Below are 25,622 nucleotides of genomic sequence, written 5' to 3'. Positions count from 1 at the left end.
AGATATAGACGACACTGGTTTTGGCAAAGACAACCATGGAGAGGAAAAGGGAATTGCATTGAAAAAATCTGCCGATAGTGACGAAAGCTCTTCCCGTGTCTCAGATGACTCTACCCATATGGAGCGTTCAGGTTTGGGGGAAGATGGCTCTCCTAATTATCATCAGGCAAATCCTGAATCCATGTCAGAGGAAGCGAAACAAAAGGAACGCGATTTCCGTAAAAAGCTGAATCGAGAGGCAAGAGAGGTCATTTCCGATTCGATTCATAAAAAAGTAAAGCTCATTGTTCACCGTCCAGACTACGATGAGGAAAACCAACAAGAATATGTTCGTCTTTGCCAAGGACTCATGCCTATCGTGCAAGAGATTGCCAGAAAGACACTTCCGTACCTGGAACATGAGGTATCTTCCGACTTTGCGAGGAATCGTTACTATGGCAGCAAATTTCAAGCAGACAGCGTTGCTTACAGGGATTACAAGTATTTTGCCAAGAAACGTCCTCCAACGGAATCCCCTACGCTTGTGGTTGGCCTAAGGGTTGATGAATCCGCATCGATGTCAGCTTACGGGAGATTAGAAGCAGCAAAACGAGCAGTGATCGCCGTATATGAATATTGTCAGCTTTGTCATATCCCCATTTTGATCTACGGCGATACGGCGGATGTTTCCAGATTGGAGCAAATGTCGATCTTTGCCTATGTCGACTTCGATAAAGCGGATGCCAATGATCGCTTCAGGTTAATGAGAATTCATGCGAGAAGTAATAATCGCGATGGAATGGCTCTTAGATTGATGGCGGAACGATTAGCCGCGTCCCCCCAAAAAACAAAACTGTTGATTAGCATAAGTGACGGACAACCGAAAGCAATGGATGACTATACCGGAAGTTACGCTGTTACAGATATGAAACAGACCATACAGGAATATGAACGAAAAGGAGTTACTTTTCTAGCAGCGGCAATCGGTCAAGACAAGGATGTGATAAGTGAAATCTATGGGAATGAAAGATTTTTGGATATTACCAATTTGCATGAGTTCCCTGCAAAGTTAGTTCGGATGATCGCTCGGTATTTATGATGGAAGCGCGGGCATCTCTCTCTATCTATTTCGCATAGAGAGGATGCCCGCGCTTTGTTATTTTTCAATATACGCGTATTTAAAGTAGGAACCGCCGAGAGGGAAGATCACGAAGTCCTTCACCTTGTCGTTTTTTACATAAGCATTGCCGCGGAAGTGCAGTGGTGCCAGCGGCATTTCCTCCATGAGAATTCTTTCAGAGTAAAACAACAGCTGCTTGCGCTTTTGCTCGTCGGTCTCATAGTAGCTTTTATTCAGCAGATCGCGGTACTCCTTGTTGTTGAAGCGAACGACGTTGTTGCCACCCAAGTCCTTGTACATTTCGAGGAAATTGATCGGGTCGTTGAAATCGGCTCCCCATAGCCAGATGCCGAAGTCATACTTGCCATTTTGGACATCCTCGTTGAACACTTTCCATTCTGAGGTGCGAATGTCAATGTCGACTCCCAGTGTTTTCTTCCACTCGTCCTGGAGTGCTTGAGCCAACTTCTTGTCCGTTTCTCCGGTGTCATAGTAGTACGTGACTTTAGGGAATTGAGATAGCCCGAGTTCTTCCATGCCTTCTGCCAAGAGCTGCTTAGCCTTCGCCACATCCTCCTTAAAGTAGCCGTCCGGATTCAACCCCATGGAGACGGGAACCCAGCCATAAGCCGGCGGGACACCGGTCTGCAGGATGTTATCCACCAATTGCTGTCGGTTGATAGAATACGAAAACGCTTGGCGAATTTTTTTGTTGGTAAAAGGGGGCCTCTCTGTATTGAAGATGACGGCTTTGGTGCCGGGGTTATCTGCGACGAGCAGCTTGCCTTCTTCCTTGATCTGTCCGACCGCATCCGGCGACAAGCCAAAGGAAGGGTAGCCTCCCCAATCCAGGTCGCCATTTTCAAACATGGACAGAGCGGTGTTGTTATCCTCGATGATGACAATTTGGATCTGATCTAGCTTGACGTTGACGTTGTCCCAATAAGTAGCGCTTTTGCTGAAGGTGAGCTTGGACTTGTGCTCCCACTTATCCATCACAAACGGGCCATTGCCGACAATCGTTTTGGCTTCTGTTGCCCACTGGGGGTTGCTCTCTATGGTCTTTTTATGAAGCGGGTAGTAGGTAGTGAATGAGGTCAATTCGCGGAAGAACGGTGTTGGTGAGCGCAAGGTGAAATCTAGTGTGTAGTCGTCCTTTGCTTTTACCCCGACGTCCTCTTGCTTGCCTTTTCCGGTGTAAAAGTCCTCTCCCCCTTTGATATAGAAGAGCTGATACGCGTAGCCGGAAGCGGTTTTGGGGTCGAGATTGCGCTTGATGGCGTACTCAAAATCGTGAGCGGTAACAGGATCACCATTGCTCCATTTGGCGTCCTTTCGAATGGTAAAAGTAAAATGAGTGAAGTCAGGAGTATGCGTGTAGCTCTCCGCGATGGCGTTGATCATCTGGCCTTGACGGTCGACGCTGGTCAGTCCTTCGAAGGTGAGATTGATCATGTCCATTGAGGTTGAATCGGTTGCAATGCCAGCATCCATCGTAGACGGCTCCCCGGTGATGCTCCAGTGCAAGACCATTGGCTCTGAGGTAGTAGGCTTTGCTGTCGCTTGCGTTGGAGGGGATTGGATATTGTCGGCGGGTTTCGAGCTACAGCCGACTGAGAGACTAAACAACAAAACAGCAGTAGAAATGCCTAGTAGCCACTTGTTCATACAGTCCTCCTGTTGAATTATTTGAAAAATAAGAAAATTTATAGTTCCTCAAAAGAATAATGCACAGCAATCAGACAGTCATTCAACACAATGTATAAACATTCATCGGAAATCACGGTTACCTGTCGGAATAAATTCATACAATTTGTCCGTTACTTAAATAACTATCGATCTGTAGAAACAACAAAAGCCACCCGCAAAAGGTGGCTTTGTCATTAGAGAGGAAAGACAGGATTACTTGTTCATCGGCAAAACACCATCGCGCGCTTTTCTCGTCCAAGGTGTTCCGAGATAAGAAAGCGCCCAGCGGTCAAGACCATACCAGCCGGCAACCTTCCAAGCCAGAACGAGCCAAGTGGCAAAAACAAAAAGAAGTGGGTTGGTGCTGACCGTTCCTGCGAACAGAAAGCTGACGTTCATCAAGCCGCCGAAAAACGCTGCGATTCCTGTCAGGCAACCGAGGATCAAGCCGAGTCCGACGAGTACCTCACCCCAAGCAACGAGGAAGCCGAACACCTTGGCATTTGGTAATACCATATTTTCCAGGAACCAGGCGTACCATCCCGTTACGTCCTTTCCTTCGGCTGCTTTTGCCAAGGAGCCTTTTACGAACCCTTGAATCGCGCCGCCAGCTGCATCTCCAGTCCAGCTATCGGACTGGACTTTTTTCCATCCGGCAGTAATCCATGCATAGCCGACATACAGTCTGATGATCAACCAGATCGCAGCCGATTTCGTGCTGGTGAACAGGAAGTGTGAAACAGGATTTTCAGGAATAATAATTTCGTTTTGACGATTTTGCATGTGGGTGTCCTCCTACATACGTTTTGAACATCTTCGTTCGAGCCGATTTTACCATAAGAAATGGCGGTGCAGTGCGGTTTTGGGCATAAGTTCATACGGTGTTCATTGACACTATAAGCACGGTGTTAATGGTAAATCCTAGTGTATATATTGCCAAAATACAGTAAATTCATGGAAAGATTGACAAGTTAAAGTGTGGTAAATTATGTTAAGTTATGTTTAAAAATAAAACTTCTTGGAGCAGACTTATGAAACGAATGTGGATGTCTTTTCGTACTAAGCTTACCTTGATGATTTCACTATTTACGATGCTGGTAGCCATTGTGTTGTCTATTATTGACTATGTTCAGTTCAAGGCAAATATTATTTCTGACCAAGCGATACAGTACCAGCTGGTAGAGGATCATGTCACGAATGCAGTGAAGAATGTGGATATGGCATACGGCGTTTTTGAGAACGACATGGAAACCCGCATGCAGCAAACACTGCAAGTATTAACGAACAACTATCGGCAAAATCCAGCGGTGGAGACGTGGGACTATGCAGTCCTGCGCGAGCAGTATGGGATGGATATTTTCATCATTGACCGAAATATCAAGGTCGTTCATTCCAGCGTCAAAACCGATATTGGGCTTGATTTCAGCAATGCTGGGGCATTTACGGAGCTGTTGAAAAAGCGAATCAATGGAAATGAGTTTTCTGCTGATGGCATGGAGGTTGCGGTCAATACAGGTCAAATTAAAAAATTCGCTTATCTCCCTACGTTTGACCAGAAGTACCTGTTTGAAGTCAGTGTGAATTTGCAGGACAGCTCTCTTTTCCAGACCTTTAATTTCTTGGCTGTGTCGCAGGCGATCACGGAGAAATACGACATGGTAAAAGACATTCTGGTCTTTTCTCATGATGGTTACGCTTTGGGGAGAACAGGGAGTGACGGGAAAGCCTTGCGGGTGATCGATCATCACTTGCCGATTTTTACGGAAGCATACCAATCACAAGAAATCAGAGAGTTTCATGAAAAAACAGAGGAGAAAGATCTCACTTATCGCCTCGTGCCGTACAAGCTAGGCAAAGATCCCAATGATCTCAGCCGATCACGTGTCATCAAGATTGTGTATGACAATACGGAGCTGAACCAGAAGCTGGCGGACAATCTGGAGTCCGTTGTCTGGAAGCTGGTATGTTCCGTGGCAGGAGCGTTGCTGCTATCCTTCCTGCTGAGTCGCTGGATTACCCGCCCGATTGATCAAATGAGGGAGATCATTACGCAGACGGCTCAATTTGATTTGCGGGAAAAAATGGCGGTGAACGAGCAGGGCACGCAGGATGAGATAGGATTGACGGCACAGTCGATCATTGTTATGCGTGAGCAATTGAGCGAGGTTGTGAGCAAGCTGACAGCCGTGTCTCGCTCGGTCGCTGAAAATGCGCAAAGCGCGAAGCAGTCTACTGACAAAGTAAGCGAGCAGTCTAGCGGAACCGCGGAGGCTACGGGAATCTTGCTCGCCCATATGCAGGAGACGATGGCGGCCACAGAAGAGATGAATGCGACCTTGAACGACATGGAGACCGTCATTCACTCGATTACGAAAAGAACGGAAGAAGCGGCTGCGACCGCGCAGGATGTCAGCTCGCGGGCAACTGCTTTGCGTGAACATGCATTGGCTGCGGATAAAATGACGACAGAGCTCTATATGAATGTGAAGGCCCAAACAGAAATTGCGATCACCGACTCGAAGGAATCGATGGGAAAGATCAACCTGTTGGCAGAGGCGATACTCACGATCTCTGAGCAGACGAATCTGTTGGCATTGAATGCGGCGATTGAAGCTGCACGTGCGGGAGACAGCGGTAGAGGGTTTTCTGTCGTAGCGGATGAGATACGCAGACTGGCGACGCAATCGTCTGAGGTCGTGATTGATATTCAACGCATTATTCAGGTCGCGCGCGAATCCGTAGACAATCTGGCGACTCATTCGTCGAGCGTATTGGACTTCATCGAAACGCGGGTCAGTCCTGACTACGATAGCATGATGGAAGCATCAGAGAAGTACAATATGGATGCACACCGTTTCCATACGTTGCTGGCGGAATTCAGTGCTTCTTTTGAAGAGTTGAATTCAACGATTAGCAATGTGGTTACTGTGGTGGAGCAAGTAACGAACTCCATGGAGAAAAGTGCACATAGTGTGGAGGCGATTACGGAGCAATCTCGCATAATCGCGGACAATAATCAACAGATTACGTCTATTTCCGAACGGAATGTCGGCTTGACGCAGACGATGGAAGAGATCGTGCATCGATTCAAAATGTAAGAGAGTCCCCCTTTCTGGTGAAAACGGAGAGGGGGATTTTTCGTAATACATGTACAGGGATGAAAGTATCAGAAAGAAATGATTGGAAATACTTCACGGGAGGGTACTCATGAAAACCTTTATTTACATGGTCAGGCATGGAGAATCACCAAAAACCGAAGGTGACGAGAGAACACGAGGGCTGACTGATAAGGGGAGGTCAGATGCCCATCTCATTTCTCAATTGTTGAAAAGCGAGAGAATAGATGCGTTCATTTCAAGTCCGTATAAAAGGGCAATGGCAACTATAGAAGAACTAGCCCAGTCCGTAGGGAACGAGATCGTCGTTTTTGAAGAGCTGAGAGAACTCGTTTTTATAGGAAATGATCAAATCATGGCCGATAACGAAGTATACCCACTAGTAAAGCAGATGTTTGCTGAGCCAGACTTTTCGTTGCCTGGGGGGGAATCCGTCCGTATTTGCCAGAATCGTGCGGTAAGAACGTTGCGAAAGATTTTAGAGCAATATAGGGGGCAGAAAGTTGTAATAGGAACGCATGGCGCCGTTATGACACTGATAATGGGGTACTTTGACAATCAGTACGACTTGACCTTTTTATTAAAGACGTCCAAGCCTGATATTTACAAAATGGAATTTGAGGATGAGGTACTCGTGGAAACTACGCGATTATGGAAGGACTGACTATATATTAGAGACAAGAAATGAAGGTAGCTGATTTCGATGGAGGTTTGTGAGATTTTTGTGAGAATCGTTTGATACGCTAGGTGCCGACTACAAGTACAAGAGGAGGCATAAAAATGACTAGCGAAAAAGACAGAGAATCGAAGCGAAAGGAAGAACCTCTCCATTTTCGAAAAGGATTGGCTACCTTCCTTTGTCTCGTTCTTCTGACGTTGGGGATCGAGAGTCCTGCTTTTGCGGCTTTTGGAGCAGAGAATTTGGCTACTGGGAAAACCGTTACATCCGGCGGGCACTATCAAACCTATTCACCAGACAAAGCTGTAGATGGTCAGGTGGGGATTGAGAGCAGTTGGATAAGTGATACAGGTCGTACGGGATGGTTCCAGGTAGACTTGGGGGAAGAGACTGAGTTTCGTTTATGGGAAGTAGAAGCAGCGATTGATCGTAACAAGGATTATTCCTTACAAATAAGCAGTGACGGAATCAATTTTTCTGATATTCCAGATGTAAATGCGAAAGTAAAAGGAAATCAGTCATACAATACATCTCTATTATTGTCTGCTCCTGTTAAGAGTCGTTATGTCAGAGTCAATTTTACAGATACGAATGATGGTTACAATCCAAATATTATGGAATTTGGCTTATTCAACTTCAAAGAGCCTGAGGCCCCATTAGATGTGGAGGCAACGCTCGAAAAAAACAGTGCCATTGTAAGTTTCCAGTCTGGTAATCCAAATGGAAAACGAATCACGAGCTACACGGTTACCTCTCATCCTGGAAACTTGACGGCTACTGGGACAAACAGTCCGATTACCGTTGAAGGATTGAACGATGGCACGGAGTACACATTTACAGTCACCGCAACAAATGAAATAGGGGAATCCGTTCCTTCTGCACCTTCCAACGCCATTACGCCTGTCGAAGCTACTCCATCCAAGCCAGTCATGACACTTAGCCATAACGACTGGACTAATCAGGATGTGGAAGTAACCATGGTGGGTGAGCTGGGAAATACCATTCAGTACAAGCTGAACAATGGCTCCTGGCAAACATACACTGACAAAGTAAAAGTGTCGACCGAAGGAATCACAGAGGTTGTCGCTGTTCAGGTTAACGGTTCGCAAAAAATGAGTGAAGAGGAAAAAGTGGAGGTCCGCATCGACAAGACAGCACCGGTCATTACCTTAAAGGGCGATGCGACGATGACGCTGTACAAAGGAACCCCATTCACTGATCCTGGCGTAACCATCATAGACCGAGAAAGTGGCTTGGAGGCTGAGGTCCAAGGTCACATCGATCCTATCCAAACAGGGACGTACACACTGAAGTATCACGCAAAAGATTCAGCTGGGAACAAAGCTGACGTTGTCACACGCATTGTGAACGTCGTGAATAAGCCGACGCCACCACCGCAGCCTTCATACTATCCGGTTTCCGAAGTAACACTGGAGGAAGAGGCATTCACTATGACACTCGGGGATGAGCCTGTCCAGCTGCATGCTACGATCCAGCCAACGTACGCTTCCTACAAAGCTGTAGAGTGGACCAGTAGCAACCCTGAAGTAGCAGAGGTAGACAAGGAAGGCAACGTAACAGCAAAAAGCGCAGGGAAGACATCGATTACCGTAAGAGCCCTCGACGGGAACAAGACAGCAACTACAGAAGTGACCGTGAAGCGAAAAGTAACCTTTACCCTGGAAGCGTCCCCTGAGGAACTGACGATAAAGCCAAATCAGTCTAAAAACCTCAAGGTGTATGTGGTAGACGGCAAAAAGCGCAAGGATATTTCGAAAGACAAAGAAACTACGTACAACATCGACAATGATCTGATCTCTTTGAAAAAAGGACGTATTACTGCTGGGAAAACAGAAGGGGAATCTATCATTACCGTCCAGTATCAAGGGGAGGAGCTTACGATTCCGGTGAGCATTTCGGGATTGACTGTCAAGTCTATCGAATTGTCCGAGCAAACGCTTGTGTTGGAACCAGAACAGGAGAAGCAGTTAACCCTAACAGCTTTCTTCCGGGACAAGAGTAGTAGGGATGTAACAGAAAAAGCCACTTGGACTTCTAGCGATCCAGATGTACTAGAAGTGTTTGGTAACGGTGAGGTCAGAGCAGGAAAGAACGGAAAAGCTTATGTGACTGCCAAGTACGACAATAAGTACATGCGAGCAAAAGTTTTGGTGGTCGATGAAAAAGAGACGAAACAGTTAAAGCTGAATCGTTATATACTAGGTCTTTCTCCAGAAGAGACCTTTACCCTCCAAGTTCATGCCGAATATGAGAGAGGGTATACAGAATTGGTTTCCGAAGGGGTAGAATGGGTATCGGAAAATCCTGAGGTTGCAACTGTAGACAATGGTGAAGTGACGGCAGTTTCTACTGGTAATACAACACTGACAGCCAGCTACGACGGAAAAGAAGTGACGATTGAGGTAAACGTCGAATAAGACCGATCGATACACATACAAAAAAAGCCACCTGATCATGGTGGCTTTTCGTTTTGATGACTACGACACGATGAATCTTAGCTTATCAGGATTTCTGACAAAGTAGAGGTTACGAATAACTCCGTGTTCGATATGCAAAAACACCACGGTGTCGATCTTGCCGTCTTGTCTGATCACAAACCCGGTCTCGTTGTTCAAAGGTGCGAGCTCTACAGAGAAATCTGGACGCTTCGAGAAGCTGCGCATCAAGCCGAGTAAGAAGGAAGCCACGCGTTTGCCAGACAAGATCGGATGCAGGGCTGCGGTGACCTTGCCGCCGCCGTCGGAGAGCAATACGGCATCTGTGGCAAGCAGAGTGAGCAATGTCTCGACATTTCCGTGCTCCAGCGCAGACAGAAAACGGCCGATCCATTCTTCGCCGAGCTCTTTTTCTGGGGTGAAATGAGGTGCCTCAGGGTCCATCCCCATTTTCTTTTTCGCCCGACTAACGATCTTGCGGCAATTCGCTTCGCTTTTTCCAACCAGCTCGGCAATCTCATCATATTGGAAATCAAAGGCTTCTCGCAGGACGAACACCGCTCGTTCTGGGGGAGATAGCCGCTCCAACAGGACGAGCATTGCGTAGGATAGCAACTCTTTGGTAATGACAGAATCATAGCCGTCTGCATCAGGGGTAGAGATGGGCTCTGGTAGCCATGGTCCAGTATACAGCTCCCGTTTTTTGCGGGCCGATTTTAACAAATCGAGGCATCGGTTTGTGGTCATTTTGCACAGGTAAGCCTTCGGTTCGGGCATCTGTTCCAGCGAGACAGCATGGGCCTTCACGAATACGTCCTGCACGATATCCTCCGCATCCGTGGCCGAGCCGAGCATCTGATAGGCGAGGTGGAACATGAGCCCCTTATATTGTTTGTACAGAGCCTCCATGGCTGTGTCACTTCCTCTTGTGTCTTCGTACGTCCCTATTTTTTCCTATTTTATCATGCTGGCAACATTCCAGGTGAACTGGCGAAGCTTCCACCCCAATTTCCCTGTCAAAATGATATCGAGTCCCCATTTTCTCGTCCAAACCATTCCGCGTTCAGGGCCGAGTCCGACGCAGTAAATGTCCATGTAGCTTTTGTGTGCGGGGGCAGGGGTGCCATCCAAGTCGGCCAGCACAATTTTGCCCAAACGCATCGCCTGTCCGGAGGCTTCCTTGCATGTCATCGTATCTGCTTGCCCGCTGGCTGGATCTACGATGCGTGCACAATCGCCAATACTGTACACCCCCGGCGTTTCCGCTACACGATAGGATTCATCGACGACCACCTGGCCGTGTGTGGTCAGTGGCACGCCCATGCTGCGCAATGCGGGATTGGGTTGCAATCCGAGCGACCAGACGCATAGTCCGACAGCAAGCGTGCGGCCTCCAGATAGTGTTACGAGTCCATTCTGCTCATGAAGTGCCTTTTGACCATGCAAAATGGTTACACCGCCATCCGTGAGTGCACTCTCCAGCTTGCGCCCCATTTTGGGAGGGCCTTCGGTAAACAAACGATCTTGTGCGTTGATGAGATAGACTTTGACTTCATCAGGATGGATGCCGAGGTTCTTCGCTTCCTCGTGCATAGCGAAAGCCAGCTCCGCGGAGGTTTCCATCCCGCTGATGCCCGCTCCTGCAATGGCGATGGTCAACAATCGCTCGCGTTCGGACGGCTGCTTCTCATGGACGGCTTGGCGCATGTTGGCAAGCCACTTTTCCCGAACCGCCTCGGCCGTCTCGACGCCCGTCAAAGCGATGCCGCCTTGTTCTGGCTCCGGTTGGCGAATGACGCTTCCTACTGCCAGGATGAGCATGTCGTAGGGCAATGCGTGCTCTTGACCATTTTTGTTCCGAAATAAGAGGGTTTTCTCTTGCCCTTTGATCGATGTGACTGTACCTTGTACGAATTCGACGCCTTCTGGAAACAGACTTTGTAGTGGAATCGAGATATCTGTTTTGGCAGCAGCTGGTTTGAACAACAGGACTTTGCGAAGGTGATGAGGCTCTTTATCGATTAAGATGAAGCGGATCGGGCGTCCTTTGCACGTATCGCGAACGGCTTTTAGCGCGTTGATACCTGCGTACCCGCCTCCGACAATCACACATGTTCGTTCTTTCATGCCAATCAGCTCCTCATTTGGTTTGACCATATAACGATCATGGGAGCGATTGTGTGACACACCACAAGAGGAAAATGTAGAAGAAAATCGAATAGGGATTAGATGGGAAGATAGACATCTGAGTTCGTAGGAGGATTCCAAGCATGTCATACAACATCTACACTTTCGCACAAAGATCGGATCTAAACGATCAAGCTGATGAACTAATCGAAGCAAGCTGGTCTGCCTTCATGCTGAATGACGAAGTGGCTAACGAATATTACGGTCATCTGTATGACTGGTTTTCTCCTTATCAATTCATGCTGACGGACGAGGCTGACAAGCTGATGGCTGTAGGAAATGCGATTCCATTTTACTGGGATGGCACTGCGGAAGGGCTGCCAAAAGGCTGGGATGATGTCTTTCTGCAAGGGATTGAAAACTACCGCCAAGAAAAACAGCCAAACGCGTTATCGGCACTCTCTATCTCCATCGATCCCCACTATCGCGGCCTCGGTCTCAGCAAGCAGATGGTTACGGCGATGAAGGATATCGCCAAGGAAAATGGTTTGGCGTACTTGGTGGCGCCTGTACGTCCATCACTCAAGCACAAGTACCCACTCACGCCAATGGACAAGTATGTTCAGTGGAAAACGACCGATGCCGCTCCGTTTGATCCGTGGGTGCGCACACATTGGAAACTGGGAGCGACGATCATGCAGGTAGCGCCGGAATCCATGCTTATCAGAGGAAATCTGACGGATTGGGAAAGCTGGACAGGAATGAAATTCCCCGAGTCCGGATCGTACATCATTCCAGACGCATTAGTTCCCGTGCAGGTTGACGTGGAAAAGAACGAAGTCATATATATCGAGCCGAATATTTGGATGCAGCATTTTTTATAGAGCGATCCAAAAGGTCTGGTTTTTGGAAAAGGAAGAACAAACAGCGAAGTAGCCGTTGTGGAAACCACAGCGGTTTCTTTTTGCATTTTCTGTCACCTTTTTGCCGTGAGACGGATCATACCTAATAGCAAGCAATCAACGGATGAGGTGAACGGGTTGAACGAAGCAGAAATAATGCCAGCGAGTCTGGAGGTTACACGGGAAGCCAGACTGAAATGGCTGATGCAGCAATACGGGGAGAAGATTTTTCATCTGGTGAGTCTCACGGTAAAGAATCATGCCTTGGCGGACGATATTACCCAAAACGTGTTTATCAAAGCGTATCGGCATCTCGATCAGTTCCGCGGGGACGGACAGATCAAGCATTGGCTCTACAAGATTGCGATGAATGAAAGCAAAAAGCATTTTCGGTCGTGGTCGTTTCGCAACATTTTTCCGACGATGGATGATCATTTGGGCGACCTGATGGATCGGCAGGCAAACAATCAGGTAGAGGAAGAGATTATAAACCGGGTGAAGCGGGAAGAAGTCGTCACGTACATTCAATCCCTCGCACCGAAGTACAGGCAAGTCATCCTCCTGCATTATTACGAAGACCTGTCGATTGCGGAAGTGGCGGACATTCTCGCGGTTTCGCAGGAGGTCGTCCGTACGCGTTTGCATCGAGCCAGGAAGCAATTGAAGGAGACCATGTCGAAGGAGGTAAAAGGATGAGCGACGATCGCATGTGGAGGGAATGGAGCCAATCAGCAAAGCAATCCGTTCGTGAAAAATATCCGTTTCATTTGGAACAATTCGAGCAGGAAGTACTCACAAAAATTCAGCGTGAGAAGCGTCGCCGTCGCTGGCAGGTAACCTCTTGGGCAGCTGGAGTAGCTGTTGCTGCTACTTTGTTCTTCCAGATTGTTCAGCCCTTTGAGGGAAGCTCGTGGGGACTGACGGGGGCAGAGAGAGGACAGGAATCCTTTGAATGGATCACACCAGATGAAGGTTTCATGCATGCTTTGAAAAATGGCTATCCGATTCTGCCTGAGGTGAAATTGGAGAAGGACGGTTTTGTTTATCAGATCAGGGATGCCATGGTCGATCACAGACGGATTACGTTTACGCTGTTAATCTCCGGTGAAAAAATGGAGGAGATCGCGCGAATTCCGGATGAATCGACAAGAAGCGAGATGCTCTATGGGAGTCTTCGTGTAGATTTGGGGGGGCTGATAGAAACAGGGCATGCTCCGAAAGAATTTCAATTAATCGATGGTGTGCATTATCTTATCATCACACCGAATTACCGAATTGACGAGAAAAAAATGCGGGAGTTCATGAATCAGACGAAGCCTGTTCTGCCTGTGCAAATTGTAGATATGCGCAAGAAAGAAGCTGATGAAGTGGTAGCCGAGGTGTTGCTGCCCCTGCCAAGGTCTGTCACTGTAGCAGAAAAAGTAATCCAACCGGATGCAGAAGTAGATGCTGTGCTAGAAACAGACAGCCTGTTGACGAGACTGAAAGTAAATCAGATCATAGCTTCTCCGACGGTGATGGAAGCGGAGCTGGAAGCTGCTTTACAGGATGGATTCGAGTTGTATCGCTTGGAGAATGTGAAGCTGGTAGATGGGAATGGAAAGGAATATCCGGCAATGGATGACCGAATCAATGAGAATCTGGGACGGGTTCGAGGTGGCGATGCTACCCGGGTTCAGGGCAGCGACAAGTATACCATGCAGTTTTTCCCATCGCTCTTCTTTGAAGACGTACCGGAAAAACTCGAGCTTCGATTCGACGAGGTATCTGCGAATAAGTCCATTAGAGAAAACATCGTGCTGGATCGGAATGCCAAATATCCGCAAAGCATTCCATTTGGCAACAAGAAAAAGCTGAACATAGAAAAGGTGTATTATGACAAAGGCAAGCTTTTCATCGTCATCCCGAACAAGGGACCAGAAGAGATTAACTTGCGTGTAGATGGTCAGTACTACAAGGATTTCATTGTCGCAGAGAATCTGGAGACCGTTTCGCTTGCTTACAAGGTACCGAAACAGGATACGTATCAGCTGGAGATGAGCGGACTGGAGTTTGAGAGATTTCCCCTTAAAGGTGTAATACCTATTACAAAATAAGAAAGCCTTTGCACGAACCAGGAGGTCTGGTATTGTGCAAAGGCTTTTTACTGTTTTTACACCCAACCGAGTGCCCTTGCCACCTGGGCAGTCAAGAACGTTACTCCGATCGCAATGGCGAGCGGAATGAGTGCGGATAGCACTGTCCATTTCACACTTTTCGTCTCTTTGTAAATATTAAACAAGGTTGTGCCGCAAGGGTAATGAAGCAGAGAGAACAGCATCATGTTGAGTGCTGTCAACCAAGTCCACCCGTGCTGTAAGAAGACATCCTTGATATTGTCGATCCCTTCCACATCCACCATGGCACCGGAGGACATATACCCCATCAGAAGGATCGGCAGCACGATTTCATTAGCGGGCAAGCCGAGAATAAAGGCCATGAGAATATAGCCATCGAGACCAATGATTTGCGCAAATGGATCAAAAAAAGCAGCCATATGGGCAAGGATGCTATCCCCACCGACAAAGATATTGCCCAATACCCAAGTGATGATACCAGCAGGGGCGGCTACAATGACGGCCCTTTTCAGTACGCTCCACGATTTATCTTTACTTGCGATGAGGATCGTTTTCCAAATCTGCGGACGGCGGTAAGGGGGCAGCTCCAACGTATAGTGTGTCGGTACTCCGCGCAAAGCTGTTTTGGATAGCGTCCAGGAAACGGTAAGAGTGATAACGATTCCAAAAAGTACCATACCCATGACGATAAGAGCAGTAATCAGAGATTGCCATCCGCTGGTCGTGCTGGTCGCCATAAATAGAGACGCCAATAAGATCAAGGTAGGCCAGCGACCGTTACACGGGACGAAATTATTGGTCAGAATCGCCAGCATTCGCTCCCGAGGAGATTCGATAATCCTGGTTGAAAGGATGGCAGCTGCGTTACAGCCAAACCCCATCGACATGGTTAATGCCTGTTTTCCGTGTCCTCCTGCATTTTTAAACAGACGATCCATGTTGAACGCGACACGCGGCAGATATCCGAAGTTCTCGAGCAGGGCAAAGACTGGGAAAAAGATAGCCATCGGAGGGAGCATGACGCTGACAACCCATGAGGTACCGCGAAAGAATCCGAGAACCAGAATCCCGTGCAGCCAATCAGGTGCATGTACAGCTTGAAAGCCAGCAGTTAGATAACCCTCGACAACACCGAACATGTCCGCAAGCATTCCGGATGGAACATTGGCACCGGCGATCGTGATCCAGAATACCGCGCCTAAAATCGCCAGCATGATGGGGTAGCCCCATATTTTGGACGTCACAATTTTATCCAGCTTATATGCACTAGAAAGCTTTTGCTTGTCTTCGTATGTCACAGCTTCCTTACAAATACTGCGACTGGTGCGGTAAATGTCACTCACAATCGTGTCTCGAATCGCACTTCCTTCCACTGAGCTCCGGGCTGCGGAAAGAAGCGCATCAAGGGAATCAGAAGCATTAGTGGCAAACGGTTCGGCCATGGGTCAAAGGCTCCTTTCTTGCAGTTGTAGCCGGATCTTGCATGCGCTCTCTCAAGGTTCGCAACAAGCTTTCATCTCCATCTAACAATCGCAGAGCGATCCATCTTGTCGGAAAACGGCTACCCAAGGTTTTCTCGATGAGCGGCTCCAACTGTGCCAGCTTGGATTCAATCTGATCACTGTAGGTTATCTGTACAGGATTGGGCACGATGGTTCCGTTCGCTACTTTCTCCACCTGATCGAGCAAATTCTCGATCCCGATATGATTTCTGGCGGAAATAGATACACAGGGAACGCCTAATCTTTGCGAGATTTTTTCCAGATCAATACGAATGCCAAGCCTTTTCGCCTCATCGATCAAATTGATGCATACGACAACACGAGGGGTCATTTCCAATACCTGCAAGGCCAAATTGAGATTCCGTTCCAATGAAGTTGCATCCAGTACCACAATGGTGACGTCAGGTTGCTCGAAGATAATGTAATCTCTCGCCACTTCTTCATCCGCCGAGTTGGAATACAAGGAATACGTACCTGGCAAATCGATGATCCGAAAAGTCGTATTTCCCCGAGAGAATTCTCCCTCAGCCATTACGACTGTCTTTCCTGCCCAGTTTCCCGTATGCTGGCGAAGCCCCGTCAATGTATTGAACAACGTACTCTTACCAGTATTCGGATTTCCTGCTAAGGCAATCGTGTAAGAATTCATTTTTCGTCACTTCCCACGTACTCCCCGAATATGAGGGAGCTTTCTTCTTTGCGCAGGGCGATGATCGTGTTATTTACCCGAAAGGCGATGGGATCGCCTAGCGGACTTTTTTGCATGACTTCCACGATGTTGCCGGGGACGAAGCCGAGATCCAGCAATCGCCTGCGCAGTATACCCTGAACGTCAATACGATCCAGACAGATGTGGCTACCCATCAAGGCATCAGACAAAGGAATGCTGATAGATGGCATGATGTTCACTCTCCTTTTTCGTTAAGGACAAACTGTTGGCTTAGGGCAAAAATGAAGGTAAAAAAAAGTGCACGTAGTAGTCGTTATGTTCATGATTTTAGTTTAAGGTAAGATTCTTTCCCAGGCAACAAAGTTTTTGCTTAAGGAAACTTTTTCGTCATAAAAAACTGCACCTCCAATCGTTAATGCTCTAACAATTGGGGTACAGTTTGACCTTGATGATCTACTATCAAGTATATCTACCCGCTAAATGCGTTCCACCGGGCTTGTCAGGCAAGTAGGTCCACCTGTTCCCTTATAAGAAATCTCCTCGCCCTCATAGTCGTACACAGTCGCACCTGCATCGAGAAGGCGTTGTTTGGTAATCGGGTTGCCTGCCACGACCATGCACACTCGTGGAGCGAGGGCGAGAACATTGCTGCCCAGATTATCGTACTCATCATCCGGTACTTCAAGTAACTGAATGCCTCTGTCGATGAGCAGTTGGCGGAAAAATACTGGCATCAGCTTGGAGTAGACGACTGCCAAATCATGATCGACCATGCTGATAATCGACATCAGATGCAGACATTCCGCAGGACCGCGATCATACGGGAGCTGTACCACGATGATTTCATCTGTAAAATCCTTGACCATTTCCGTAATTTGAGCAATAGCCGCTTCGTTCGTACGGAAGCCAAGGCCAATCGCGAGTGTTTTGTCATCCAACCAGACGAGATCGCCGCCATCTGACAACGCGTCGCCTGTGAGCTGTCCCAGAATTGGGATGTTGTTTTCTTCTAAAAAGGCTTTGTATACTTCGGCTTCTCCCTGACGGAGCTCCTTGCCAGATTTGAGGATGATTGCCCCTTTGGAAGTAAATTTCACCGGGTCATGGGCGTAAATGGAATCCAGTCCAGTTTTATCGGATTGTGGCAAGTGCAGGACGTTTTCTACATGCTCGCGCAAAATCGATTCGAATTTGGCGTATTCATGCAGAGCGCGGTCCCAGTTAGGGCGGTCTGTATAGTTGAAGGTTTTCCACGATTGATCGAGATGTTCTTGACTGATAAATGCTTGATGGGGATGCTTGATGATGACGGTTTTCATCTTTTTGACCATGGATTGGCTGCCTTGGAACATAGTTGCCTCCCTTTTTCCACATTACAGAATATTATTCATATTTCGAAATGTTCACCATTAGTTTACACATTCTGATTTCTGACTGTCAATCTGTGATTCCACAATGGAGTTTTTTTGCGATTCACAAAATTAGAGCAAATGGTTTAACATAGTTTCATGTGAGAAGATAGATAGAAAAGGGGGGATGACCGTGATTCAATCGTTTGATCGAGCGATGGCGATTGCAACGGCACTTTCGTCGGATGAACATAGAAAATGGTGGACGATCAATGATTTAGCGAAGGAATGCCAGCTCCCGGTCAGCACCATTTATCGACTGTTGTACACGTTGATGAAGCATGGACTGGTAGAGCAGGATGCTGCGACCAAGCAATATACATTGGGGATTAAATGGATGGAGTTCGGCTTACGCGTGCTCGATCGGATCGATTATCGGAAGGTGATCAAGCCGATGATCGAGGAGCTCGCCAGAGAAGTAAACGAAAGTGTTTACTTCAGTCAGCCTAGCGGACTCGAATCCATTGTCGTCGATCGCGTAGACAGTCAGCACAATATCCGTATCTACGACCAATTAGGCTTACGGATTCCGATGCATATTGGTGCGGCCAATAAAGTCGTGCTGGCACATATGTCTATGGAAGAAGCACGACAAACCGTAGTGCAGCTGGTGGGTGAAGAGCAGGTGTCTGCTTTTATGGACAAGCTCCAGGAGATCAGAGCAGCTGGTCATGCGGTCAGTTTTGCGGAGCGGACGGAAAATACGGCGTCCGTCGCAGCACCGGTGATTGATTACACCCAAAAGGTAATCGGGGCGTTAAGCATTGGAATTGTTACGTATGATTTGAAGGAGGAACGACTCCAGTATTTGATTGAACGAGTAAAGGATGTCGCTCACAAAACCTCGCAACGGCTAGGCTGCCTGTCAAAGGCTTGACTGGCCTTTTTTTATGCTCTTTTTTACTTTGTATTTTTTGTTAATAATACTAAATAAAATAAGTGATAAATTAATAAAAACAAAAAATATATTGACAATGTTTATACATATATTGTAAAAATGTATTTGTATCAAATTTTGGGAGGTTTTTACATCGTGGGGTTTTCAATTGAACGAGTAAGAGAAAGTGTATCTCGAGTTAAAGAAAGAGCAGAACGAACAGTTAGAGAAGCGACGGAGAAAGTAAAGGAGAAGGCAATCGAAAAAGGGAAAGAGATATTCCCTAACGATCCAAAAGCTGTTGGTAAAATAGTTGCCGAAAAAACTGCGACAGGTATGGCAATGGGCGCTGCATTTGGCGCAACAGTCGGGGGAATGGGACAGGTAAATGAAGCTAAGTATAAAGGAACAGCAGGTGCTGTGGTTGGTGGACATTTGGGCGCTATTAGAGGATCAATAGAAGGCAATGTGCGACACGAAATTGGAAAAGCACTGTGGGGTAAAGGTGACTAATATCCAAGAGAAGAGGCAAGAAGGTCAGAAGTTATATGATAAAATCAATTGTGGTTTGTGAGGATACAACAAATAGTTATGAGCCCATTAATGCACAACGCCGCTTTTTTCCAGGGGTTCATGGCACTGTCCAAATTTTAGTTCGACTCTCTAAAATCGAACAAGATTCCAATGTTACTTTTCAGTGGTATATATCAGGAGAGCCTGAGACACCGCTTGCAACATACGTGGTACCGATGATGCGAAATAGTAATGCTGACAGATTTGCAGTTGGAGTATTAGATTTAGAGGCTTTACTAGTGTTGAACTCATTTGATATTTATCAAAAGTGGTTTGTTATAGTGAGTTATGAGGGCGAAACTTATCGTGAAGATTTCGAGTTGAGGAAATTTAATAACTATCTATCAAATCGATCGTATCCTGCTACCCAAAGAAATACGGTGAGTGCAACAAGGATTAACTGGAGGGGCTAGAAAAATGGCTTGGATTATTGCTACAGAGCTAATCAGAATCTTTCTTGCTTATGTAGGCGGCTATATAATTCTACTAGGATTGCAGACTTCCTATAAATGGGCAAATGGGAAAGAAGCCAAGCTTAGCTTTTCTCAAAAAATGATGGTTCTCACAATAGGTGTAGCAATAGATATCATTTTCCGATATGTTTTCTAATCATCAAAAAAACTCGATCTCCCTAACAGTCCGGGGGAATCGAGTTTTTCTTGCTTCCGGACCAAACACTAAATCCATTTGTTCCCTACAAAATTTTAGTTCACTTGTAACATTTCCCTTTCGCTTTCGACTATTGGGCTAAGAACGTAAAAAGAGGAAGCCAGGAGGATATTCAAAATGAAACCATACGCAACCAAAAAGCTGATGATCACAGTAGGAGCTGCTGCTTTGCTCTTCTCAAGCCCATTGTGGGTTACGCAACCACAAGTAACCGTACAAGCCGCGACAGCCACATCAACGCAACCCCAGTTGAGCAAAGCAGTCCAGAAAACCGTAGACAAGCTAAACAAACACTACCCGGAATTGAAAAACGCGGAAAAAACCATTTCGCGAAACAATCAGATGCGAGATGTCATCCACATCCAATTCCGCATCTTCAGCAACAAGGAGCGGACGAAGGTATCCCTGTATGCGGATGCCAGAATCGATGTAAACAGCGGTGCACTACTGTCCTTCTCTGCCCGGGATATTCCCGGAAAGAAACCTACTGCGCGGCCTACGGAAGCGATGGGAAAAGAAAAAGCGCAGAAAATCCTGAAGGATTTCATCGGTGACGCCATCAAGCAATACCGGATAGAAGAGGTAACAGTTGATGGTGAGGGCACAGAGGCCGTAGCAAACGTACGCTTCGTCCGTGTCGTGAATCAGATTCCGGTAAAAGAAGATTGGTACGTAGTGGCGATCAATGGCGCAGGAAAGCTGGACTATATAAACGCAGGCGAAGCAACAGGATTGCAGATGGACACGAGCAAATTCGCCGCTCCGTCAGGGGTTAAGCAACCAGATGAAATCGGCAAGCATGTAGGAGACCTGCTGCACCTCAGCTATGAGCAAAAAGCAAAGGACATTACCGCTGGCTTTCGCCCTGTCTACAGCCCAATTTTCACAGGCTATTTGGATGCACGATCAGGAGCCGAGGTAGAGTCCGGATGGACCAAGAAAAATAAGTATGGGAAGCCAATCACGGTAACGCCTGGAAACCAGCGGGTCTTCGCCAAAACAAATGAGGAGATAGTCACCGCACTCTCCACTTTTATTCCATTGCCTGAAGGAATTGTGTTTAAAATGACCAAAGGTGCTCTAGTTCTCGAAGGGGAGAAGGAGTATGATGCCGTGGTTGGTAACAAAAGGTTCTTGGTGAGGACAATGAATGATCAGATCACGTACTTTCATGTATTAGAAAACCCACCAAAGCAGAAGGTGCTTACAGAAGCAGCTGCCGAGGAAAAAGCAGTGGCGTTTCTGCAACCGTTTGTGGACGCAGAAGTAACGGAGCTGGTACCACAAATGATTAACAAAGAAGAAGGCAAGCAAACGTTTCTATTTTTCCCCGTACACCAAGGTATTATGGTGGAGGGCCAGACCTATTCGGTAAAAGTTGACATGCATACGGGAGACATTGTATCCGCCGGTTTTCCAGAAGCTACTGGTAAATTATCCTATGATGATGCCTCCAATGTCGTAGGGCCCGAGCAAGCCGTACAAGCATTGCTGACAGCCAATCCGCTTACACTGAGCTACGTATTTCCTTCCTCTAACGGACGGTACCAGGCAACACCTGTCCTTGTCTATGAACAGAAAGAAAGAGGCGGAAAGGTTGACGCAGTTACGGGTCAATCCATCAAGTAGGGAGCAGGGAGAGGAAATCCAGTGCAGGACACAATCGATTACGAGTCGCGGATCAAAGCGATCTATCGCGAGCACTACCGAGATGTCTATCAATACCTCTACTACTTCACAGGGAAGCGCGAGCATGCGGAGGATTTGACGCAGGAAGTGTTTATCCGGGTCTTGGATGCCTTGGGCAGATATGAGGAGCGTTCCAGTGTGAAGACGTGGATTTTGCATATTGCCAAGCATGTCGCCATCGATGATTACCGGAAGAGGCGGGTGCAAACGCTCTTTGGCATGGAATTGTTAAAAGGGCTGCCTTCTCTTCTAGGTAGGCCGGAAGCGGAGCTGGCTTCCAAGGAAGAACAGCTGGCAATTGAGCAGGCGATGCAGAAAATGAAGCCACATCATCGGAATGTACTGATTGTACGCGGCATCAAGGCTTACAGTATCCGGGAAACAGCAGAAATCCTCGGCACCAGCGAAGCCAAAGTCCGTGTAGATTTTCACCGAGCGACAAAAGAACTCAAAAAAGTTTTGCATGTCGACTGGATAGGAGGGTTGGCCAATGAATACTCCAAATGACGAGCAATTCTTCGCGGCTCTTCCCCAGTCAAAGGATGCGGAGCCGAGGAGCGAATTCGTAGAAGCGCTGGAAGCCAAGCTGGTGCAACGGGCGCGCAAAAAAATGAATCGTCCGAATAGAGTCGGCATCAAGCTGGCGACATGGACGGTTTCCGCTGCAACGGTGGCAGCAGCAGTATGGATGCTGGGTGTAACTCCGGAGTTGTTCACACAATCTCGTTTTGAATCACAAGCGCAATTGGTTCCCCGCTCTTTCTTATCGACAGAAATAAAAGAAGGCGAGTTAAGCCAAGCGGCGATCAGAACGCTGGAAAAGCTTTACGAGAAATATCCTCCATTTCGGGAAGCGGAAAAATCGGTCTATGTAACGAAAGCCCCCCGAGAGGTATACAACATAGATTTTCGCACGTTCAGCAATAAGGAACGAACAGAAGTGTCACTATATGCCAGAGCGAAGCTAGACGCCAAAAGCGGGGCCTTGCTTGGATTCGATGCAGAGAAAATTCCAGGGCAAGAGAAAATCGAGGGAGCGCCTTCCAAGGAGAGAACAGAGCAACAGGCGAAGGCATTCATGGAATCATTCCTGGGTAAAAATATGGAGCAGTATCGGTTCGAACCATTAGATACGCAAGAGGGAGCAGATGCCGTTTCGCACACCGCCGTCCGATTGCAACGCTACGTAAATGATGTACAGGTAGAAGGGGATTCCTATGTGATCGGCATGAACGATGTGGGTCAGATTGGCTACATCAATTCAGGCGATACAACGGGAATCAATCTGGACATCGGGCAGTTTCAAGCCATAGATGAGTTACCTTCGCCGAAAAAAGCCGAGAGTGGGCTTGCAGAAGTCATGCAGTTGACGTATCAGAGAGTTGGAAAGAAGGAAGTGGACTACGTCCTTCGCTATGAAGAAAACTTCTCCGGGTATCTTGACGCGCAGACAGGCAAGGAAGTGAAAACCACCTTGTGGGGTGGGGAGTCCTTTAGCGACAGTATCGCCGTCAAGCCAGGGGGCAAGAAGGCAATGGCTGCGTCGGCAAAAGAGGCTGCGGCTGCCATGGAGTTTTTCGGTCAGAAGGTAGAGGGCTATCCGTTTACGGGGAGCAATGTGCCCGCTTATATGATGGGAGACAACGAACGGGAATACGTTGCCAAAAAAGGTCAGCGAATCATGCAGCTGACTACCGTTGATAGTCGGGCGACAGCGTTCAAGATTTCTTATCCTGAGCTGAAAGAAGGTGATACGACACTCACCGTCGCAGAATTGCAGGAGCGTGCGATCTTCTTTTTGGAGCCGTATTTGGATACGAGGGTGAAGTCTGTTCGGATGCAGGAGCAAATTTACGTGATGGGCAGACAGGTTGAACTGAACTTTTTCCGGGAAGTAAACGGCGTTTTGGTGCGTGATCAGTATTATAAGGTCATGCTCGACGGGCAGACAGGAGAAATTATCGGGGCAAGGTTGACATTCCCGCATGAGCAGGATGCCTTCCCAGATGCGTCCAAGGTGATTTCAGCGGAAGAGGCGGCGCAGGTTTATCTTCAACATAAACGGCTCAGTCCCCGCTATCTATTCCCGCTTGAAAACAATAGGATTCAAGAGCAACCGCTCTTGGTCTATTCGGCAGAGATACTGAAGAGCAATGGGGATGTGGATGCCATTACGGGAGAATGGCTGCCATACGAATAAAGAGAGACACCAGGGGGAGACTCCTGGTGTTTTGTTTTGGCATAATGCCCTCCCAGAAATTGCATAGTAAAGCGTGAGGGGAGGGACAAACGTGGAAGGATTCGGAGAAAGCATGCTCGTCATCGGGCGCGTATGTACGATTATTCCTTTATTACTGCTGGTCACCTTGTTCATGGGCAAGCGCTCGAATGGAAAAAGGCACAGTCCCTCTGCAAAACCTGCAAGAAGTTACTGTGCCTTATATGGGAGCATAATGGTGAACTTGGTTCCTACTCGTGGCTTGCTTGATACATTGACCGTTCCGCCAATCGCATGAATGACATGATAGGAATACGTCAAACCAAGACCAGTTCCAGTTGTTTTCGTAGAAAAGTAAATCGTTCCAAGACGGCTGATCTGTCCTGCATCCATGCCGACACCGTTATCCTTGATGACCAACAGTGCTTTGTTTCGCTCGATGAGCAAGTCCAGGGAGACTTTTCCGTCCGAAATATCCGAGCACGCCTCGATGGCATTTTTGATGAAATTCACCAACACTTGCTTGAACTCGTCTGGATTGGCCTTGATCGTCACAGGTCTCTCAAAGTCTTGCAGCGTAAGCTCTACGTTGTGCATATTGGCAAAAGGGAGCATCACTTCGCGGATGGCATGCAGATGCTCGCTAACATTAATGATCTCATGTCGTTCCTTGAGCGGCTTGGAAATCGCAAGGTATTCGGTCAAAATGGCTTCTGTCCGTTGGATCTCGTCGAGACTGATGCGAATGTATTGATCGATTTTCACCAAATTTTCCGGGGATTCCTGTATTAATTTCAAAAAGCCTTTGACAGCTGTCAGCGGATTGCGAACCTCGTGTGCGAGCGATGCAGCAACATGGCTCATCGTCTGGATTTTTTCGTTTTGCGCGTGGCGAATAAACAGCTCCTTATCCGAAACACATTTGCTGAAAAGCGACATTAACAACCAGAGGCCGAAAAAGTTCTGAATAGGAATCACTATGGTGTAGTAAACGAGGTGTTGAGTTACATACGTGGGAAAAAAGTAATAAGTAGTCCCTAAAGCAACCGTAGAAAAAATCGCACTCGTCATAAAAAGATACAGTGTTTTCCGATAACTGGCTTTGTAGTGTCGATACAAAAAGAGTGACAAGACAAAATTGACTGTAAGGATCAGCAGCGCAACCCATGTTCCTTCTCCACCTAGGTAGTACCGATAAACCAAGGCTTCAATCAGAAGGAGCAAGGCAATCTCGATTCCGCCATAAACCAGTCCGAAAAGAATGATGACATGTCGGATATCAAAGAACATGCCATTGGTGACGCTCGGGGCGAAGGTCATCGCGAGAAACATGCAGGCTGAGCTGGTGAAGACAATAAAGGAACGGCTGTAGTTCCTCATTTTGTCACGGTAATAGATGTTGAAAAACACAAACGGGATAATGGCGAAAAACCATTGAAGAATAACTTCTTTTAATAGACTCATGTAGCATCCCCATCGCAAATATTTGCTAGGCTTGTATCAATCTACGATAATTCGACAAGACACAACAAAATCCCTCTCGTTGTTACAGAACAAACTGGAATATTTATCAAGAAAATTCTTTCGGTAAACCTAGTTGACAGATAGGTAATTGCCAGATTATATTCTGTATATACTTATACAAACGTTCCGAAAATAGAAACTACTCTTATCAAGAGATGGCTGAGGGAATGGCCCTATGAAGCCCGGCAACCTAGCACGAGAGATTGTGTTCTTTCGAGCCAAGGTGCTAACTCCAACAGGTAGAATACCTGACAGATAAGAGGCGAGAATCTTGTCGATTTTTGTCCTCTTTCTCTGTGAAAGAGG

23 protein-coding genes and 1 riboswitch are annotated in these 25,622 nt (G+C 47.2%); of the genes, 14 read left to right on the top strand and 9 right to left on the bottom strand.

Annotation, left to right across the window (positions count from 1 at the left end):
* Nucleotides 1–58 precede the first annotated feature (58 nt).
* Nucleotides 59–1,078 (top strand): vWA domain-containing protein, encoded by a 1,020-nt coding sequence (locus tag HPY28_RS18695; protein WP_174231145.1) that lies wholly within the window; start codon nt 59–61, stop codon nt 1,076–1,078.
* A 57-nt stretch (nt 1,079–1,135) separates the two neighbouring features.
* Here HPY28_RS18695 and HPY28_RS18690 read toward each other — a convergent pair whose 3' ends face one another.
* Both HPY28_RS18690 and HPY28_RS18685 read right to left on the bottom strand, forming a co-directional pair.
* On the bottom strand, nt 1,136–2,767 hold the full coding sequence (locus tag HPY28_RS18690; RefSeq protein WP_174231144.1) for a peptide ABC transporter substrate-binding protein: 1,632 nt from the start codon (nt 2,765–2,767) through the stop codon (nt 1,136–1,138).
* Between the two features lie 234 nt (nt 2,768–3,001).
* The gene (locus tag HPY28_RS18685; RefSeq protein WP_017251778.1) at nt 3,002–3,571 is read right to left on the bottom strand and encodes a DoxX family protein; all 570 of its coding nucleotides are present in this window, start codon (nt 3,569–3,571) and stop codon (nt 3,002–3,004) included.
* 248 nt (nt 3,572–3,819) lie between these two features.
* Here HPY28_RS18685 and HPY28_RS18680 point away from each other — a divergent pair, with 248 nt between their 5' ends.
* From HPY28_RS18680 to HPY28_RS18670, 3 genes are all read left to right on the top strand, one after another.
* Nucleotides 3,820–5,886: a methyl-accepting chemotaxis protein gene (locus tag HPY28_RS18680; RefSeq protein ID WP_174231143.1), complete on the top strand. Its 2,067-nt coding sequence runs from the start codon at nt 3,820–3,822 to the stop codon at nt 5,884–5,886.
* A 109-nt stretch (nt 5,887–5,995) separates the two neighbouring features.
* A complete protein-coding gene (locus tag HPY28_RS18675) occupies nt 5,996–6,568 on the top strand; it encodes a histidine phosphatase family protein (protein WP_174231142.1) in 573 nt (190 codons plus the stop codon).
* Between the two features lie 116 nt (nt 6,569–6,684).
* A complete protein-coding gene (locus HPY28_RS18670; protein ID WP_174231141.1) occupies nt 6,685–9,021 on the top strand; it encodes an Ig-like domain-containing protein in 2,337 nt (778 codons plus the stop codon).
* Nucleotides 9,022–9,081: 60 nt separating this feature from the next.
* Here HPY28_RS18670 and HPY28_RS18665 read toward each other — a convergent pair whose 3' ends face one another.
* Nucleotides 9,082–9,948, bottom strand: a complete 867-nt coding sequence (locus HPY28_RS18665; RefSeq protein WP_069851763.1) for an RNA polymerase sigma-70 factor — start codon at nt 9,946–9,948, stop codon at nt 9,082–9,084.
* 45 nt (nt 9,949–9,993) lie between these two features.
* Nucleotides 9,994–11,166 (bottom strand): NAD(P)/FAD-dependent oxidoreductase, encoded by a 1,173-nt coding sequence (locus HPY28_RS18660; protein ID WP_174231140.1) that lies wholly within the window; start codon nt 11,164–11,166, stop codon nt 9,994–9,996.
* Between the two features lie 143 nt (nt 11,167–11,309).
* On the opposite strand from HPY28_RS18660, the gene HPY28_RS18655 reads away from it, so the two are divergent.
* From HPY28_RS18655 to HPY28_RS18645, 3 genes are all read left to right on the top strand, one after another.
* Nucleotides 11,310–12,050: a GNAT family N-acetyltransferase gene (locus HPY28_RS18655; RefSeq protein WP_174231139.1), complete on the top strand. Its 741-nt coding sequence runs from the start codon at nt 11,310–11,312 to the stop codon at nt 12,048–12,050.
* A gap of 156 nt (nt 12,051–12,206) precedes the next feature.
* On the top strand, nt 12,207–12,764 hold the full coding sequence (locus tag HPY28_RS18650; RefSeq protein ID WP_017251786.1) for a sigma-70 family RNA polymerase sigma factor: 558 nt from the start codon (nt 12,207–12,209) through the stop codon (nt 12,762–12,764).
* A complete protein-coding gene (locus HPY28_RS18645) occupies nt 12,761–14,164 on the top strand; it encodes a hypothetical protein (RefSeq protein ID WP_174231138.1) in 1,404 nt (467 codons plus the stop codon). Before HPY28_RS18650 ends, HPY28_RS18645 begins: the two co-directional genes overlap by 4 nt.
* A gap of 56 nt (nt 14,165–14,220) precedes the next feature.
* Here the strand turns inward: HPY28_RS18645 and HPY28_RS18640 are convergent, their stop codons facing one another.
* The 4 genes from HPY28_RS18640 to HPY28_RS18625 all read right to left on the bottom strand — a co-directional run bounded on the left by HPY28_RS18640 (nt 14,221) and on the right by HPY28_RS18625 (nt 17,709).
* Complete coding sequence (locus tag HPY28_RS18640) at nt 14,221–15,627, bottom strand: nucleoside recognition domain-containing protein (protein WP_017251788.1); 1,407 nt, start codon at nt 15,625–15,627, stop codon at nt 14,221–14,223.
* The gene (locus tag HPY28_RS18635) at nt 15,605–16,336 is read right to left on the bottom strand and encodes a FeoB small GTPase domain-containing protein (RefSeq protein ID WP_173623855.1); all 732 of its coding nucleotides are present in this window, start codon (nt 16,334–16,336) and stop codon (nt 15,605–15,607) included. The genes HPY28_RS18640 and HPY28_RS18635 overlap by 23 nt, the downstream gene beginning before the upstream one ends.
* On the bottom strand, nt 16,333–16,587 hold the full coding sequence (locus tag HPY28_RS18630; RefSeq protein ID WP_017251790.1) for a FeoA family protein: 255 nt from the start codon (nt 16,585–16,587) through the stop codon (nt 16,333–16,335). The genes HPY28_RS18635 and HPY28_RS18630 overlap by 4 nt, the downstream gene beginning before the upstream one ends.
* Nucleotides 16,588–16,833: 246 nt before the next feature.
* Entirely contained in the window at nt 16,834–17,709 is an 876-nt protein-coding gene (locus tag HPY28_RS18625) for a dimethylarginine dimethylaminohydrolase family protein (RefSeq protein WP_174231137.1), read from the bottom strand.
* A 190-nt stretch (nt 17,710–17,899) separates the two neighbouring features.
* Between HPY28_RS18625 and HPY28_RS18620 the strand changes: the two genes are divergently transcribed.
* The 7 genes from HPY28_RS18620 to HPY28_RS18590 all read left to right on the top strand — a co-directional run bounded on the left by HPY28_RS18620 (nt 17,900) and on the right by HPY28_RS18590 (nt 23,774).
* Nucleotides 17,900–18,643, top strand: coding sequence for an IclR family transcriptional regulator (locus tag HPY28_RS18620; protein ID WP_017251792.1), 744 nt, complete (start codon nt 17,900–17,902; stop codon nt 18,641–18,643).
* Nucleotides 18,644–18,799: 156 nt separating this feature from the next.
* Nucleotides 18,800–19,156, top strand: a complete 357-nt coding sequence (locus HPY28_RS18615; RefSeq protein WP_174231136.1) for a hypothetical protein — start codon at nt 18,800–18,802, stop codon at nt 19,154–19,156.
* A 35-nt stretch (nt 19,157–19,191) separates the two neighbouring features.
* Nucleotides 19,192–19,629 (top strand): hypothetical protein, encoded by a 438-nt coding sequence (locus tag HPY28_RS18610; RefSeq protein WP_174231135.1) that lies wholly within the window; start codon nt 19,192–19,194, stop codon nt 19,627–19,629.
* A gap of 4 nt (nt 19,630–19,633) precedes the next feature.
* Nucleotides 19,634–19,825: a hypothetical protein gene (locus HPY28_RS18605; protein WP_174231134.1), complete on the top strand. Its 192-nt coding sequence runs from the start codon at nt 19,634–19,636 to the stop codon at nt 19,823–19,825.
* A gap of 177 nt (nt 19,826–20,002) precedes the next feature.
* The gene (locus tag HPY28_RS18600; RefSeq protein ID WP_174226196.1) at nt 20,003–21,514 is read left to right on the top strand and encodes a hypothetical protein; all 1,512 of its coding nucleotides are present in this window, start codon (nt 20,003–20,005) and stop codon (nt 21,512–21,514) included.
* A 21-nt stretch (nt 21,515–21,535) separates the two neighbouring features.
* Nucleotides 21,536–22,081, top strand: coding sequence for an RNA polymerase sigma factor (locus HPY28_RS18595; protein WP_174231133.1), 546 nt, complete (start codon nt 21,536–21,538; stop codon nt 22,079–22,081).
* Entirely contained in the window at nt 22,065–23,774 is a 1,710-nt protein-coding gene (locus HPY28_RS18590) for a hypothetical protein (protein ID WP_174231132.1), read from the top strand. The genes HPY28_RS18595 and HPY28_RS18590 overlap by 17 nt, the downstream gene beginning before the upstream one ends.
* 228 nt (nt 23,775–24,002) lie before the next feature.
* Here the strand turns inward: HPY28_RS18590 and HPY28_RS18585 are convergent, their stop codons facing one another.
* Complete coding sequence (locus HPY28_RS18585; RefSeq protein WP_173623850.1) at nt 24,003–25,256, bottom strand: ATP-binding protein; 1,254 nt, start codon at nt 25,254–25,256, stop codon at nt 24,003–24,005.
* 202 nt (nt 25,257–25,458) lie between these two features.
* Nucleotides 25,459–25,578: riboswitch (SAM riboswitch) on the top strand.
* Nucleotides 25,579–25,622: the final 44 nt, after the last annotated feature.

The organism is Brevibacillus sp. HB1.2 (genome assembly GCF_013332495.1).
GTDB lineage: Bacteria > Bacillota > Bacilli > Brevibacillales > Brevibacillaceae > Brevibacillus > Brevibacillus porteri.
The sequence above is the reverse complement of the archived record's forward strand: the minus strand, read 5'-3'. Positions and strand labels throughout refer to the sequence as shown.